The sequence below is a fragment of the Actinomyces oricola genome (genome assembly GCF_004104015.1).
GTDB lineage: Bacteria > Actinomycetota > Actinomycetes > Actinomycetales > Actinomycetaceae > Actinomyces > Actinomyces oricola.
The window spans coordinates 39,235-54,844 of record NZ_RYFV01000011.1; the positions used below are offsets into that span (position 1 = coordinate 39,235).

General features: G+C 69.4%; 13 protein-coding genes and 1 tRNA gene. 12 read left to right on the plus strand and 2 right to left on the minus strand.

Features of this window, described 5'->3' with window-relative positions; genetic code table 11:
• The first annotated feature begins 39 nt into the window (after window positions 1-39).
• The 5 genes from EUC46_RS06000 (at window position 40) to EUC46_RS06020 (ending at window position 4,323) form a co-directional block, all read left to right on the plus strand.
• Window positions 40-516, plus strand: a complete 477-nt coding sequence (locus EUC46_RS06000; RefSeq protein ID WP_421701385.1) for an S-ribosylhomocysteine lyase — start codon at window positions 40-42, stop codon at window positions 514-516.
• A 21-nt stretch (window positions 517-537) separates the two neighbouring features.
• Complete coding sequence (locus EUC46_RS06005; RefSeq protein WP_128773282.1) at window positions 538-1,476, plus strand: AlbA family DNA-binding domain-containing protein; 939 nt, start codon at window positions 538-540, stop codon at window positions 1,474-1,476.
• Between the two features lie 117 nt (window positions 1,477-1,593).
• Window positions 1,594-2,355: a 5'-methylthioadenosine/S-adenosylhomocysteine nucleosidase gene (gene mtnN, locus EUC46_RS06010; protein ID WP_277750481.1), complete on the plus strand. Its 762-nt coding sequence runs from the start codon at window positions 1,594-1,596 to the stop codon at window positions 2,353-2,355.
• 181 nt (window positions 2,356-2,536) lie between these two features.
• Window positions 2,537-3,679, plus strand: coding sequence for an AAA family ATPase (locus EUC46_RS06015; protein WP_128773283.1), 1,143 nt, complete (start codon window positions 2,537-2,539; stop codon window positions 3,677-3,679).
• Entirely contained in the window at window positions 3,676-4,323 is a 648-nt protein-coding gene (locus EUC46_RS06020) for a DUF4276 family protein (RefSeq protein ID WP_241655428.1), read from the plus strand. Before EUC46_RS06015 ends, EUC46_RS06020 begins: the two co-directional genes overlap by 4 nt.
• Window positions 4,324-4,445: 122 nt before the next feature.
• Here the strand turns inward: EUC46_RS06020 and EUC46_RS06025 are convergent, their stop codons facing one another.
• Both EUC46_RS06025 and EUC46_RS06030 read right to left on the minus strand, forming a co-directional pair.
• A complete protein-coding gene (locus EUC46_RS06025; RefSeq protein WP_241655429.1) occupies window positions 4,446-6,032 on the minus strand; it encodes an aspartate:alanine exchanger family transporter in 1,587 nt (528 codons plus the stop codon).
• 330 nt (window positions 6,033-6,362) lie between these two features.
• Window positions 6,363-6,446, minus strand: a tRNA-Leu gene (locus EUC46_RS06030).
• A 280-nt stretch (window positions 6,447-6,726) separates the two neighbouring features.
• Here EUC46_RS06030 and EUC46_RS06035 point away from each other — a divergent pair.
• From EUC46_RS06035 to pknB, 7 genes are all read left to right on the plus strand, one after another.
• Window positions 6,727-7,434, plus strand: a complete 708-nt coding sequence (locus EUC46_RS06035; protein ID WP_128773285.1) for an FhaA domain-containing protein — start codon at window positions 6,727-6,729, stop codon at window positions 7,432-7,434.
• Entirely contained in the window at window positions 7,431-7,904 is a 474-nt protein-coding gene (locus EUC46_RS06040; RefSeq protein ID WP_128773286.1) for an FHA domain-containing protein FhaB/FipA, read from the plus strand. Before EUC46_RS06035 ends, EUC46_RS06040 begins: the two co-directional genes overlap by 4 nt.
• The gene (locus tag EUC46_RS06045; protein ID WP_128773287.1) at window positions 7,901-9,232 is read left to right on the plus strand and encodes a PP2C family protein-serine/threonine phosphatase; all 1,332 of its coding nucleotides are present in this window, start codon (window positions 7,901-7,903) and stop codon (window positions 9,230-9,232) included. Before EUC46_RS06040 ends, EUC46_RS06045 begins: the two co-directional genes overlap by 4 nt.
• A gap of 76 nt (window positions 9,233-9,308) precedes the next feature.
• Window positions 9,309-10,742: an FtsW/RodA/SpoVE family cell cycle protein gene (locus EUC46_RS06050; protein WP_338324467.1), complete on the plus strand. Its 1,434-nt coding sequence runs from the start codon at window positions 9,309-9,311 to the stop codon at window positions 10,740-10,742.
• Window positions 10,739-12,232, plus strand: a complete 1,494-nt coding sequence (locus EUC46_RS06055; protein ID WP_128773289.1) for a peptidoglycan D,D-transpeptidase FtsI family protein — start codon at window positions 10,739-10,741, stop codon at window positions 12,230-12,232. Before EUC46_RS06050 ends, EUC46_RS06055 begins: the two co-directional genes overlap by 4 nt.
• Entirely contained in the window at window positions 12,229-13,593 is a 1,365-nt protein-coding gene (locus EUC46_RS06060) for a serine/threonine-protein kinase (RefSeq protein ID WP_128773290.1), read from the plus strand. The genes EUC46_RS06055 and EUC46_RS06060 overlap by 4 nt, the downstream gene beginning before the upstream one ends.
• Window positions 13,590-15,458: a Stk1 family PASTA domain-containing Ser/Thr kinase gene (gene pknB, locus EUC46_RS06065; protein ID WP_128773291.1), complete on the plus strand. Its 1,869-nt coding sequence runs from the start codon at window positions 13,590-13,592 to the stop codon at window positions 15,456-15,458. Before EUC46_RS06060 ends, pknB begins: the two co-directional genes overlap by 4 nt.
• Window positions 15,459-15,610: the final 152 nt, after the last annotated feature.

The window sequence follows — 15,610 nt, forward strand, 5'->3', positions numbered from 1 at the left end:
GTTGGATGAGCAGGAGGATGCTGCCGCTAACCTGGAGTCATGAGTGAGCACGGCGCGCACCCCCGCATGAACGTCGAGTCCTTCAACCTGGACCACCGCACCGTGGCCGCACCCTTCGTTCGAGTCGCAGACCGTCGACGTCTGCCGGGGGGCGATGAACTCATTAAGTACGATGTGCGCTTCTGCCAGCCCAACCAGGAGCACCTGGAGATGGCGGCGGTGCACTCGATCGAGCACCTCAGCGCCGAGCTCATGCGCAATCACACCGACAGGCTCATCGACTTCAGCCCCATGGGCTGCCAGACGGGCTTCTACGCGCTGACTTTGGGCCTGGAGCTCGAGGAGTTCCTGACGCTGCTGGAGACGACCTGCCGGGACATCCTGGCCGCCGGCGGGGTCCCGGCCGCCAATGAGGTGCAGTGCGGTTGGGGCGCCAATCACTCGCTGAAGGCGGCGCAGGAGGCGGTGGCCGCGTTCCTGGCCCGGCGCTCAGAGTGGACTCAGGTGATGGCCTGAGCCCGCCGTTAGGCTCCTGCCATGCTCACCGCCACCGCCTCCGACTCCTGCCTCTTTGCGGCCGCCGCGCCTCCCGCAATCGCGCCTGAGAGCCCCGATCTGCTGCTCACGGTGCTGCTCCAGCCCGGAATGCTCCTGGTGGCCTATCTCACCGGCCAGCTGGCGCGGAGAGTCATGCAGCGCTGGCACGCGCGCCTGTCGACCTCGGCGGCGACTCTCACGGCGCTCATCAGCCTATGGACGGGCATGGCGGCGGGCACCTGGCTGTACCAGGAGAGCGCCCTGTGGGCACCCCGCCTGCTGGCCACGGCCGTGATCGTCTCCGCTCTGACGGTCGTGCTCACCGCCTTCGTGGTCACCCGGCTCCAGCATGAGCCGCCGCTGCCCGCCATTAGGGACGTGGCCCGGCAAGGGGAGTCCGATGAGTTGGAGTTCAAGTCCTCGGCCCGCGTCAATATGCGCACCGGCGCCAAGGACGAGGCGATGGAGCTGGTGGTCGCCAAGACTGTGTGCGCCTTCCTCAACTCCCGCGGCGGAACGCTGCTGCTGGGGGTCGACGATGAGGGTCGGCTCATTGGCCTGGAACCGGACTACGGCACGCTGCGCAAGCCGGACGCCGACCGCTATGAGCTCTTCTTACGAGACCTGTGGCGCAACCGCCTGGGCACCAACGCGGCCGCCCTGCCGCGCCTCGACTTCGCGGCCGCCGACGACGGCGCGGGACAGGTGTGCCGGGTGACGGTGCCCGCCTCCCCGCAGCCGGTGTACCTGCGCGGCACCAAGGGGTCCAGCCCCGAGATGTGGGTGCGGGTGGGCAACTCCACGCGCCGCCTGGAGGTTGACGACGCCGTCGTCTACGTGGCGCGCCGCTGGCCCAGGGAGTTCCGCCAGTCGTGGCGCACCCGGCTGGGCTCCTATTTGCTCTACCAGCGCAAGCGCGGCGAAGTCATCGCCGGGTGAGACCCGGGGGCGCGGAAAGGCGCGAGTGGGAGGCTGGGCGGAGCACGGGTGGGAGGCTGGGCGGAGCACGGGTGGGAGGCTGGGCGGAGAAAGCCGGCATAGCCGTAGGCTCGGAGCGTGAGCCCCACCGATCGCCCCCAGCACCGGGTCGCCGCCGTCGTGGTCGTGGCAATGCCCGAGGAGGCCCGCCCGTTCCTCGGCATTCTGCCCGAGCGCACCGGCACCGCCCCACTGTCACTGCCCGGCCGGGCCGAGGCCTTCCACCTGTCCCTGCCGGCGGGCGACGGCACCCGCGAGTTGGTCGTGGTGCGCAGCGGCATTGGTCTTGTGGCCGCGGCCTCCGCCCTGGCCACGACCCTCACCCGGGTCCGTCCAGACGCCATCATCTCCGCGGGCACCGCCGGGGGCCTGGGGGGGAGTGTCGCGGTGGGCGACGTGTGCGCCTCCACCACGCTGGCCTTCGCCGACGCCGACGCCACGGCCTTCGGCTATGCGCGCGGGCAGGTACCGGGCCAACCCGAGGTCTTCGCCGCCGACGCCACTCTTGTGGCGCGGCTGTCCCAGGCGGGCGAGTCCTCACTGCGCGCGGCGACGCCCTCCTCCGGGACCGCCCGCCTCCACCTCGGGCAGATGCTGGCGGGCAACTCCTTTGTGACGGCCGCCAATGTCGCCGACGTGCGCGGGGCATTCCCCGGGGCAGTGAGCACGGACATGGAGTCGACGGCACTGGCGCAGGTTGCGGCCGACGCCGACGTCCCCTTCGTCTCGGTGCGCGGGATCTCGGATCTGTGCGGCCCGGAGGCGGGCCAGGACTTCCATATTGGTGCCGGGGAGGCCGCCGCCCGCAGCGCCGCAGTGGTCCTGGCCCTGCTGGACTGAAGCGCCCGGCGGGCCCTCACCGGCCCCGCCGGTATGAGCCATCGGCCCGGCCGGTATGGGCCGGTATGGTCCCCTCACTGGCCCCTGCCGACGGCGTCGCCGCTGGAGCTGGGGACCGACCGGCCCCCTCACCGGCCCCGGACCCGATACACCATCGGCCCCTGTTCGCTAGGCTCGAGCTATGACCGCCAGACTCGGACGCCTCGTTGTAGAGGGCCTCAGGTCGATCCGCCGCATGGAGTTGGAGTTGACCACCGATGTCACGGTGCTCATTGGGGCCAACGGCTCGGGGAAGTCGAGCCTCATGAGCGCCCTGGAGCTCGTCGCGCGCATCTGGGACGACTCCTTTCAGGACTACCTACGTGAATGCGACGGAGTAGACAGGCTCCTATTCGCGGACAGGGCAGGAACTGCCGACCGCATCCTCATTGAACTCATGCTCGAGCCCGACGCCGAGGGCAATCGCAGCGGCTACAGCGCCCGTCTGCGCCCCAGCCCCCCGGGCGACTCCGAGCCGGCGTGGCTCCAGGAGCGGCATCTGATCCAGACCGGGCGCAGCCGGGACTCCATTCACAGTGAAGTCCTCTACGAGGGCCCTCACAGCCCCATCCACCTTCTGACCCAGTCGGAGGCCTCCGGCCGGCTCCACGACCTTGCCGTCCACCTGCGCCCTCTTCTGGAGGGCTGCCGTGTCTTCCACTTCCACAACACCTCCGCCGCCCAGGGGTGGTCGACGGTGGGCGATGACACGGCCCTGCGCGCGAACGCGGAGAACATTGCCGCCTACCTGCTCAAGGTTCGTCAGGAGCACCCCGAGCACTATCAGCGCATTGTCGCGGCGATCCGACAGGCGGCCCCCTTCTTCGACGACTTCGTATTGGCCCCCGGCGCCTCGGAGCAGGTCCGGCTGTGGTGGCGGCAACGCGGTGCGGAGCGCATCCTCATGGCCCATGAAACCAGTGATGGCACCCTGCGTTTCATCTGCCTGGCCGCGCTGCTGCTGGGCCCGAACCTGCCGGCCACCGTGGTCCTCGATGAGCCCGAGCTCGGGCTCCACCCCACCGCCATTGGCCTGCTCGCAGAGATGACCCATGCTGTTGGCAGGAATGGCCACAGGGTCATTATGGCCACCCAGTCCGCCCCGCTTCTGTCCCACTACGAGCTCGACGAGGTCCTGGTCCTGGACCGGGTCGACGGCGCTACTGCCGTGAGTCGTCCCGATGCGAAGGTGCTCAAGGCCTTTGTGGAGGACTGCTCCACCGGCACCCTGTGGGAGATGAACCTTCTGGGCGGACGCCCGGCGCATGAGGGGGCCGTCTTATGAGTATGAGACAGGTTGTCGTGCTTGTTGAGGGGCAGGCGGAGGAGGCCCTGGTCAGTGGGCTGCTGGTCCCCGCGGCGCAGGCGCAGGGCGTTTTCCTGACCCCGACGCTCATCACCACCTCCGCCACTGCCGTGGGGGCCCGCCGCTCCAATGGCTGGGAGCGCCACGACACCAGGATCCGCCAGCTGTTGCGCGGGAGCCACTGGCACCGGGTCGGCCTTCTCCTCGACTACGACCGGTACCCGCAGGACGCTCCCGGGTGGGATGCCCGGGGCGAGAGCGAGCACCGCCAGCGGATGCTGACGACGGCGCTGCGCAACACCTACCCCGACCCCCGCTTCTACCCGCTCGTGGTTCTCCATGAGATCGAAGCCCTGGTCCTGGCGGCCATTGCCGCCGGACAGGGTGAGGGCCTGCTCCCGGCCGACGGGCTCACCGCCCTGCGGCGCGCCGTTAAGGAGGCGGGTGGGCCCGAGCGGGTCAATGGGGACCGGGGTACGGGCCCGTTGAGGCGCCTGGAGCAGGCGGACCCGTACTACATGAGGACCGCCACCGGCCCCATGCTGGTCGCCGCGGCCGGGCTGGATGCGGTTCTCCAGCGCTGTCCCACTTTCGCCGCCTGGTGGAGGGGCCTCCTGGCCTGACCGGTCGGAGCGGCCGACGGCGATCGACAATGTCGACAATGTCGACAATGTCGACAATATCGACGACGCCGAGATGCCGAGATGCCGAGATGCCGGCAGCATGACAGGGCCGGCACTGGGCCCTACAGCGCCACGAGCACCTGGACCATGACGATTTTGACGACAATGGCCAGGGCGAAAAGGGTGGCGTACCCGGCCTCGACGCGTTCGTCGTCGCGCTTGGACAGGGCGAAGGCGAGGATGGCGGGCTGTCCGACGAGCCCGGCCAGGCCCCCGGCGGCGCGCGGCGCGGAGACCCCGGCCCAGCGCGCCCCCGCCAGGAGGACGACGGCGTTGACCACCACAATGAGCGCCGCAAGCACCCCCACCTTCACCCCGGTCAGGGAGAAGGCGGCGGCAGCGAAACCGGGCCCGGAGGCCAGCCCAATGGCGGCCAGGAAGAACAGCAGGCCGAGCTGGCGGATGGTGGCGTTGGCGGCATGGGGCAGCCCCCACACGAAGGGGCCGGTGCGCCCGACTCTCCCCAGCACCATGCCCACCACCAATGGTCCAGCAGCGACCCCGAGCTTAAGAGTGATGCCCCCGGGCAGGGGGATGGCCACGAGTCCGGCCAGCGTGCCCAGCGCCATGCCCAGGCCCACGGAGAAGGCGTCGATCTGGGCGATGGAGCGCTCGGAGTCCCCGAAGTAGTCGGCGGCCCGCTCCAGTTCCTCGCTGGGCACGACGGCCAGGACGCGGTCGCCGAGCTCCAGAACCAGGTCCTCGTGGGCGAGCAGGTCGAGGTCGCCTCTACGCACGCGGGTAATGACGCCCTGGAAGCGACCGGGCATGTCCACCTCGGCGACGGTGCGCCCGGCCACCCGAGTGGAGGAGACGGTCAGGCGCCGGTAGTCCACGGCGGTGCGATCCTTGGCCAGGCAGCGGTCCAGGCCGCTGCCGAGTTCGGCGACCGCCTCGTCAACAGCCCGGGGCGCCCCGACGACAACGACCTTGTCCCCCTTGAGGAGTTCTTCGCCGGGGTGGACGACGCGGGTCCGCTCCCCGCGCTCCAGGTAGGAGATGCGAATGCGGGCACGCTGGAAGGCCTCCATCTGGTCGAGTTTGACGTTGCGCAGCAACTCGACGCTGGTGGCGGTAATGCCATCGGCGCTGGCGGGGCGCGGGTCGCGTCGCGCGGGCCAGGGGCGGTGGATGACCAGGGCGACGACGACAATGGCGACGGCCACTCCCACCGGGTAGGCCAGGGCGTAGCCAATGGCCGGCTCCTGGGAGCCGGCGGCTTCAATGGCCGAGTCGAGCACTGGTGAGGTCAGGGACCCGGCGTAGGCGCCGGCGTCCATGGCCGCGGTGACGCCAACCAGGTGGGAGTAACCGGCGCCGGCGACGCCGGAGACCACCAGGGCCGCCACGCACAGGCTCATAAGGGGCAGCTGGCGGCGCAGGGAGCGGAAGAAGGTGTTGCCGGCGCCAATGCCGACCGTGTAGCAGAACAGGGCGAGCCCCAGGCTGCGCAGGAAGCTGAGGTCGGCGCCCAGGCGCGGGTCGAGGGCGCCGAGGGCCAGCCCCACGAAGAGGGTTCCGGCGGCGCCGAAGCGGATAGGGCCCAGGGGGATCTGGCCGACGGCGGTCCCCAGTCCAATGACGAGGAAGACGGTCAGGACGGGGGCGGTGGCCAAGACGTCGAGGACCGGCGAGCTGAGCACGGGCACCCTTCCAGGGTACGGGCGATCGCCCTCCATGGTGAGTACTACCCATCCCCCTGGGGCGGAGGCGGAGACCTCCGGGTAGGTGGCCCGGTCGGGCCGTGGGGACCCATCCCCCTGGGGACGGGGGCGGAGAGGCGACCGGTCGCCGCCGCATTCCGGCAGATGCCTCCTCCCCTGAGGACGGGTGCGAAGCCTCCCCCCGAGGACGGGGCGGGGGGACGGGGCGGGGGGACGATGGCGCTCACGCCGGTGGGCCGCCGGCGCCATCCGCGGCCCGAATTCCTGGCCGAGTAACGAAAAAGCCCCGGGCTACTCAACCCGGGACCCTCCACGTGCGCGGGGGGGGACTCGAACCCCCATGATCGTAAGATCACACGGACCTGAACCGTGCGCGTCTACCAATTCCGCCACTCGCGCGAAGCGAGGTTGACAATAGCTTGTGCTCGGGCCCGGAGTCCAATCAGGGTCGTCGTGATCCCCCTCACCTTGGTCCCGGCAATGCTCACGGAGTGCACCGACGCTACGCCCACCCCTCTTCACACGCAACACACAGATAAACACGTCCCGGTAACCTCTGCCCTACCTTGAGACCCCAGCCGTTACGATGGGGGGCGGCGGCGCCCAGCAGCGGACGCAGCTGGGCGGCACCAACGACCCCTACCGCTGGTGCACTGAAGATGACGTGGAGGTTGAGTTCATGGGACTTCTGGACAAGTTCGAGAAGGGCGTCGAGATAGTCGCCAGCCGAACGATGTCCCGATCCTCCGGCGATGTGAAGCCGGTCGAGATCTCCTCGCGGATCCGCGAGACAATGGACAAACGGGCGGCATCGTTCGCACTGGACCGCTCCGTGGTGCCCAACGTCTTCCGTGTCCACTTGGCTCCAGTGGACATTGATCACGTCCGCCAGTGGGGGGAGGAGGAGATGATCCGCCAGCTTGAGGAGGTCGCAACTTCTCATGCCGCCGAGCAGGGTTATTCCTTCGTTGGTCCGGTCGAGGTCTCCTTCGTCAACGATGAGACCCTCATCTCCCCGGCCATCTCCGTGGACTCCTCCACGCGCCGGGGCGCCGCAGCCCCGGCCGCCGCCGCCAAGGCCTCCCCGAGCCACCCGATCCTGGATGTGGACGGACAGCGCTACCTGCTCACGGGGCCGGTGACGGTGATTGGCCGTGGCTCCGAGGCAGACATTATTGTGGATGATTCAGGCGTCTCACGCCGCCACCTGGAGATTCGCCTGACCCAGGGTCATGCGATCGCCACGGACCTGGGCAGCACTAATGGGACTTTTGTCGAAGGGCACCGCGTGGATGCCGCCACTCTTCTAGACGGGAACACCATGACCATTGGACGAACCCAGATCATGTTCTGGGACGGCTCTCAGGGCAGAGGAGCTGAGGGGTGAGTCAACTCACCTTCACCCTACTGCGGCTGGCTTTTATCGCCCTCCTGTGGTTCTTCATCTTCCTCGTCGTCCGGGCCCTGCGCCGTGACGTGACGGACACTCCCAGTGTGTCCGCGCCCCGCCGTCCCCAGCAGGCCGCTACGGATACCCCGGCCCCCGCGCCGCGCAGCCGACGTCGCGGGGCCACGCGCATGGTCATTACCGAGGGACCCCTTGCCGGGTCGACCGTGCCGCTGACCCCGACCTCGATTGTGATCGGACGGGCACCATCGAGCACACTGGTGCTGGACGACTCCTACGCCTCCGCGCGGCACGCCAGAATCTTCCCGAAGGACGGGACGTGGTGGCTGGAGGACCTGGGTTCCACCAACGGCACCTTGTTGGATGGGAACCGTGTCCACGGCACTGTCGAGCTTCCCGTCGGCGTGCCCGTCCGGATAGGCCAAACGACTTTGGAGCTGCGCCCATGACGGTCTCTCTTCGCTACGCCGCTCGCAGCGACGTGGGCCTGGTACGCCAGTCCAATCAGGACTCGGGGTACGCAGGCCCTCACCTGTGCGTCTTGTGCGACGGCATGGGCGGTCCCGCTGGCGGCGACCTCGCCTCAGCCCTCGCTATTGAGCACTTGGCGCCCCTTGACGCGGACTCTCACCAGGCCGGTGAACTTCTTGGGCTGCTGCGCCATGCCGTGGACACCGCCCACGACGACCTGGTGGCGGTCTCCTCCCGCTCCCCGGAGTTGGCCGGCCTGGGCACCACGTGTATCGCCGTCATGCGCTCGGGCAACAAGCTGGCCATGGTCCACGTGGGGGACTCGCGCGCCTACCTTCTGCGCGACGGCGAGCTCAACCAGGTCACCACCGACCACACCTTCGTGGAGTACCTGGTGGAGACCGGCCGCCTGACCCGTGAGCAGGCGCGGCGCCATCCGCAGCGCTCCGTGCTGCTGCGGGTCCTGGGCGACGCCGAGGGGCGGGTTCAGCTCGACGAGTCCATTCGTGAAGCCGTTCCCGGGGACCGGTGGCTGCTGTGCTCCGATGGCCTGTGCGGGCCGGTGAGCGCGGAGACCATTGGGGAGGTTCTCGCCTCCGTCCCCGACCCCAACCAGGCCGCTGAGCAGCTCATCGACCTGGCTCTGCGCGCCGGCGGGCCGGACAATGTGACGGCAGTGATCTTCGATGTCGTCGATGACGACGCCGAGCCGCAGACGGTCCCACAGGTGGTGGGTTCGGCGGCCAATCGCCGCGCCGGCGGCACCAGCACCCCGGCGGCGGCCTCCCCCGAGGGCGCCTCCTCCCCGGCCGCCAAGGCCGCGGCCCTGGTCGCCGGCCTGGAGGAGCCGTCTGCGGTCGGGGTGACGCCGACCGAGGAGGAGGCGGTCGCTCAGGAGGCCGCGCACCAGGACCAGAAGCGCCGTCGGCGTCGCCGCCGCTCGTGGATCAGTTCGCTGGTCCTCCTGCTGCTCCTCGCCGGGGCGGGCTTCCTGGGCTACCGGTGGACCCAGACCCAGTACTACGTGACCATCTCTGAGGAGAAGGTCGCCATCTACCAGGGCATCGCCCAGACCATCGGCCCCCTCAAGCTCAGCCACCAGGTGGAGACCTTCGACGAGCCCCTTGTCGCCGACCTGAGCCCTACCATGCGCGATCGTCTGAATGAGACTGTTGCCCAGCCCTCCTTAGAGGAGGCGCGCAAGTACGTCGAGGTCACGGTCGCGGGTCAGATCGTGCCGGAGGAGACCCCCACCCCGCCGGCCTCAGCCAGTGCGCCACCCCCCGCAGGTACGCAGGGGCAGTGAGATGACCGCCAACCCGCCCTCCTTCCAGGGACAGTCACCAGCGCAGTCCAGAAGGCGGCGTGCTCGGCCCCATCCTGTGGCCGTCCCCCCGGGGCGCACCACTGGGCGCTGGGTCGAGGCCGGCCTCCTCATCCTGGCCCTGGTGATCGGCCTGAGCGGCTTCGTGCTCACGGCACTCAATCGCACCGGCTCCTCCCCGGCTCAGACCCTCATGCTCAGTGCCGCCCTGGTGATGATCGCCATTATCGTCCACCTGTGGGTGCGCTGGATGGCGCCCTGGGCCGACCCGGTCATCCTGCCGGCGGCAGTGGCCCTCAACGGCATTGGCCTCGCCATGATCCAGCGCCTCGACCTGTCCTATATGCGCCTGGAGCAGTGGGACCTGGTCATCGGCATGAAGCAGGCGGTGTGGACCGGCTTGGGCGTGGCCCTGTTCTGCGCGGCGCTGCTCCTGCGCGACTACCGCCGCCTGCGCCGGTGGGACCGGTGGGCCATGTGGCTGGGCCTGGCCTTCCTCATCCTGCCCTTCATCCCCGGCCTGGGCCAGGAGATCAACGGCGCCCGCATCTGGATCCACGCCGGCCCCATGTCCTTCCAGCCCGCGGAGCTGACCAAGGTGCTGTTGGCGGTGTTCTTCGCCTCCTACCTGGTGAGCAACCGCGACAACTTGGCCCTGGCGGGCCGCCGGATCCTGGGAATGAACCTGCCCAAACCCCGCCACCTGCTCCCCCTGCTCGTGGTGTGGGGCGTGAGCATTCTGGTGCTCGTGGCCCAGAAGGACCTGGGGTCCTCGGTGCTGCTCTTCGGCCTGTTCGTGGTCACGCTCTATGTGGCCACCAACCGGCGCTCCTGGCTGCTGATCGGGGCGGCCCTGTTCCTGCCGGCGGCCTGGTTCGCGGCCACTCACATCTCGCACGTGCAGAGCCGGGTGGCCGGGTGGCTTCACGCCATGGACCCCGAGGTCTACGACTCCGGCAGGTCCTGGCAGCTGGTGACCGGGCTGTTCGGGATGGCCTCGGGCGGGATCATTGGCACGGGCTGGGGCAAGGGCTACCCCACGACCGTGACCTTCGCGAACTCCGACTTCATCTTCACCTCCCTGAGCGAGGAGCTGGGACTGACCGGGTCCCTGGCGATCCTCATGCTCTACCTCATCCTCATTGAGCGGGGTCTGCGCACGGCCCTGTCCCTGCGCGATGGCTTCGGCAAACTCCTGGCGGTGGGCCTGTCCTTCACCATTGCCCTGCAGGTCTTCGTCGTCGTCGGCGGCGTCACCCGTCTCATCCCCTTGACCGGCCTGACCACGCCCTTCCTCGCCTACGGCGGCTCCTCCCTGGTGGCGAACTGGATCATTCTGGCGCTGCTGGTGCGATTGTCCGACGCCGCCCGCCGCCCCGCCACGACAGCGCCCCAGATCATTGACACCGCGGAGCTGCCCACCTCGATCCGCAGAGCCGTCCTCGATGCCGCCCCCACACCGGACGACCCCTCCCAGGAGGCCCCCGCATGAACCGGCAGATCCGTCAGGTGACCATGCTGGTCGCAGTCCTGTTCCTGGCGCTGGCCCTGTCGGTGACCAGCGTCCAGGGGCTGGCCCGTCCGGCCCTGTGGGAGTCCTCCTCCTCACAGGGCTCCTTGACCACCGACCCGCGCAACTCGCGCACCGTCTACGCCCAGTTCGGCACCGAGCGGGGCCAGATCACGGTGGGGGGCACGGCGATCGCCGAATCGGTGCCCTCCGAGGACGCCTATACCTTCCAGCGCACCTACCCCAGTGGGGAGCTCTACGCACCGATCACCGGCTACTTCTCCACCGCCTTCGCCTCCATGACCGGCCTGGAGCAGGCGGGCAACTCCATTCTCAACGGGGATGACCCCTCCTTGTTCTCCTCACGGGTCAAGTCCCTGTTCACTGAGGAGTCCCCGCAGGGCGGCACCCTGGAGCTCACCATAGACGCCGATGTGCAGCAGGCGGCCTGGGACGCCCTCGACGGGCGACGCGGCTCCGTGGTGGTCATGGACCCCTCCACCGGGGCCATCCTGGCCATGGTCTCCTCCCCGTCCTACGACCCCAACACCTTGGCCTCCCACGACGCCGGCGAGGCCCAGGGCGCCTGGGACTCTCTGACCGGGGATGAGGGGCAGCCCCTGGTGAACCGGGCGGTGGCCGGGGACCTGTACCCGCCGGGGTCCACGTTCAAGATCATCACCACCGCCGCCGCCCTGCGCGCCGGCAAGGTGACGGCGAGCACCCAGGTGGCGGCCCCGGACACCATCACCCTGCCCGGGACCACGCACACCTTGGAGAACTATTCGGGCGAGTCCTGCGGCAATGGCCAGGTGACCCTGTCCTACGCCTTCGCCGAGTCCTGCAACACGCCCTTCGCCCAGCTGGCCATGGATGTGGGCGATGAGGCCTTGGCCCAGGAGGCGGAGGCCTGGGGCTTCGAGTCCGAGATGAGCGTGCCACTGCGGGTGACGCCCTCGACGTACCCGGCCAATGACTCCGAGGCGCAGACGGCCATGGCCGGCATTGGGCAGGCCTCGGTGCGCGTCACCCCGCTCATGATGGCCATGGTGGCCGCCACGGTGGCCAACGACGGGGAGCAGATGACCCCCTACCTGGTCTCCCGCACCCTGGATGCCGACCTCAATGTGGTGAGCACCACCAAGCCGAGTGTGCTGCGCACCCCTATTGACTCGGCCACCGCCACGGCCCTGTCCAGTCTCATGCAGGAGACGGTCGCCTCGGGCACGGGTAAGACGGCGCAGGTGCCGGGGGTGGCCGTGGCCGGTAAGACGGGCACTGCGGAGACCGGCAGTGACGAGGGCGGCCCCACCACCTGGTTCATCGGCTTCGCGGGCACGGACATTAATGAGCCGAGCGTTGCCATCGCCGTGGTGATCGACGGCGGGTCGCAGACATCGCAGTCCGCCACCGGCGGCTCGGAGGCCGGCCCGGTCGCGGCCGCGGTCATTAGCGCGGCGGTCAACCGATGAAACCGGTCGTCGGCCTGGAGATCCAAGGACGCTACCGGCTCGTAGAGCGCATAGCCCTGGGCGGCATGGGCGAGGTGTGGCGGGCCACGGACCTGCGCTCGGGTCGGGCGGTCGCCGCCAAGATCCTGCGCCCCGAGCTCATTGGGGACGAGATCTTCCTGTCGCGCCTGCGGGCCGAGGCGGTGAACTCCCGGGGCCTGCGCCACCCCAATTTGGCGATGGTGCTCGACGCCGGGGAGCGCGACGGTTCGGGGTGGATCATTATGGAGCTGGTCCAGGGCCGACCCCTCTCGGAGGTCCTGGCCGAGAAGGGGACCATGCCACCGGCCCAGATCCTGCCGATCCTGGCGCAGGTGGCCCGCGCCCTCCAGGTCGTCCACGACTCCGGCGTTGTCCACAGGGATGTCAAGCCCTCCAATATCCTCATTAACCGCGAGGGCCTGGCCAAGCTCACCGACTTCGGTATTTCCACGGGCCTGAACCAGCGGCCCATGACCGCCTCCGGCATGGTCATGGGCACCGCCCAGTACCTGGCCCCCGAGCAGGCCATGGGCTCCATGGCCACCCCCGCCGGGGACCTTTACGCCCTGGGGATCATCGCCTATGAGGCGTTGACGGGACGCAGGCCCTTCACCGGCACCACCCAGGTCGATATCGCCTTCGCCCACGTCAATCAGCAGGTCCCGCCGCTGCCCGACGCCGTGCCCGAGGAGGTGCAGGAACTCGTTATGGAGCTGTTGGCCAAGAAGCCGCAGGCCCGCCCGCACTCGGCGCGCGAACTGGCCCGCCGCCTGGACCGCATAGTCATTAACCTCCCTGCTGACGCCTGGGATCCCCACGACCCGTTGCAGTGGCGCTCCACGAGGCGCCCTGAGGTGTCGCTGGTCGGTCCGGGGCTTCAGGGCGGTCATCAGCCGGCGTCGTCGGTGGCGGTCGCCGAGGCTGAGAGGCACGGCGCGCTGAACACCGTCGTGGGCACCGGGCGGCACCGGCGGGGGTCGGTGCCCGATGTCCCGCTCCACCCGGGGCACCCGGGCGCTGGATCTTCGGGCCCAGGGCGCTCGGGCCCCTCCCGACGCCGGGCAGTCGTACGGTCAGCGCCGTCCGCCTCCTCCGCGCCCGGCACCGGGGCCGCCTCCCGTCGCCGGGCGAACCGGGACTCCGGGCATTCGCAGACTCGGGGCCACCGGTCATCTCGGCGTTTTCTGGGGCTGCCCGTGGCGGTCTTCGTACTGCTCGCCATCGGCGTGGTCACCGCCGTCATCCTCATCATCGCCGCGGGTACCCTTGCCTCAGCGAGCCCGGCGTCCCCGCCGTTCAACGCCGTCGCGCCCATCTCCCCAACCAAGGAGGCCCTGTGACCAGTCAGCCCCCCAGGATCCTCGCTGGCCGCTACGAGGTCCGCGAGCTCATCGGCCGCGGCGGCATGGCCGAGGTCCACCTCGGTTTCGACAACCGGCTGAGCCGCATCATTGCCATTAAGCTGCTCCGTGCCGATATCGCAGGGGACAGGACCTTCCAGGCGCGCTTCCGCCGGGAGGCCAAGTCGGCCGCCGCCCTCAACCACCCGGCGATCGTCGCCGTCTACGACTCGGGTGAGGAGATCATCTCCCAGCCCGACGGCACCACCAGGGCCGTGCCCTACATTGTCATGGAGTATGTCGAGGGGCACACGGTGCGCGAGCTCCTGGGCGACGGCGAGGCCGTGCCGATCCCGGAGGCGGTCGAGGTCGTCAACGGCGTCCTGGACGCCCTGGAGTACTCCCACAAGGCGGGGATCGTCCACCGGGACATTAAGCCCGGGAACATTATGCTCACCTCCACTGGAGCGGTGAAGGTGATGGATTTCGGCATTGCCCGGGTCATGGAGGACTCCGCCGCCACCGTCACCCAGCAGCACGCCGTTGTCGGCACCGCCCAGTACCTGTCCCCCGAGCAGGCCCGCGGCGAGGTCGTTGACACCCGCTCGGACCTGTACTCCACCGGGTGCCTGCTCTACGAGCTGCTCACCGGCCAGCCCCCCTTCACCGGGGACTCGGCGGTCGCCATCGCCTACCAGCACGTGCGGGAGATCCCCAAGCGGCCCTCATCGCTGGCCGCCGACGTACCCGAGTCCCTGGACCGGGTGGTGCTCAAGGCGCTGGCGAAGAACCGCGACGACCGCTACCAGGACGCCGCTCACATGCGCGCCGACCTGGAGGCGGCCGCCCAGGGGCTGGCGGTGGAGGCGCCCACAGTGGAGAGCTGGAACTCCTCCACCACCGTTATGGACTCCGCCGGGACCCCGGCGCCCCCTGCGCCCACAACCCCGCCGGCCCCGACGAGCCCCCCGACACCGGCAGCACCGGTGGCGCCGGTGGCCTCCACCCCGGAGAGGGCCGCCGAGCCCAAGAAGTCCAACCGTGCTTGGGCGTGGATCATTATCCTGATCGTGCTCATCGGCCTGGGCGTGCTGGTGGGCATGGTGGCCTCGGGCATGATCGGCGGCGGCCCCAATAAGACCCCCACCCCAACCGTGACCGCCGTCGCCGTCCCCGACGTTGCCGGCATGTCGGAGAATGAGGCGCAGTCCGCCATTGAGGGGGTGGGTCTGGCCTACGTCAAGGGCTCGGACGTCGCCTCGGACACCGTTGATGAGGGCCTGGCCGTCTCCACTGAGCCGGGGGCCGGCACGAACGCCGTCCTGGGGACGGAGATCACCGTGCACTTCTCGTCGGGCTCGGCCATGGTCGAGGTCCCCAACGTCTCGGGCATGACGCAGTCTGAGGCGCGCAACGCCATTGAGAGTGCCGGCCTGGTATTCGGTGACGTCACTACTGAGGACGCCCCCGGGGTCACGGCCTCCAGTGTTGTGCACACCACGCCGGTGGCGGGCACCTCGGTGCAGCGGGGCTCGACCGTGTCGGTCGTGATCGCCTCGGGCAAGACCACGGTCCCCAGTGTTGTGGGTTCGGATCTGGAGGACGCCAAGGCCACGCTGACACAGGCCGGGTTGAACTACAACACCCAGACGTCCCAGGAGAGCACCACCGACCAGTCCCTCAACGGCAGGACCGTGGTGATCTCGGTGAATCCGGGGGAGGGTACCTCGGTGTCCGACGGGTCGAGCGTGGAGCTCACGGTGACGACCTACACCTACCATGAGCCCACACCCACCCCCACAGCGACGGCAACGGCGACGGCGACGGGGTCGGCATCGCCCTCCGCCCCGCCCAACAACAACTAGTCATGAGCCCCTGGTCCGGTCATGGGCGCGACCGGACCAGGGTCGTCATTCCTTCGCATCAGGCGGTCTTCTTTGACCGGCGACCTCCTTTGACGGTGCCGCGCCTCTGCCCGCAAATAGCGGGCAGGGGGCGCAGTTGAGCGACTTTCTTC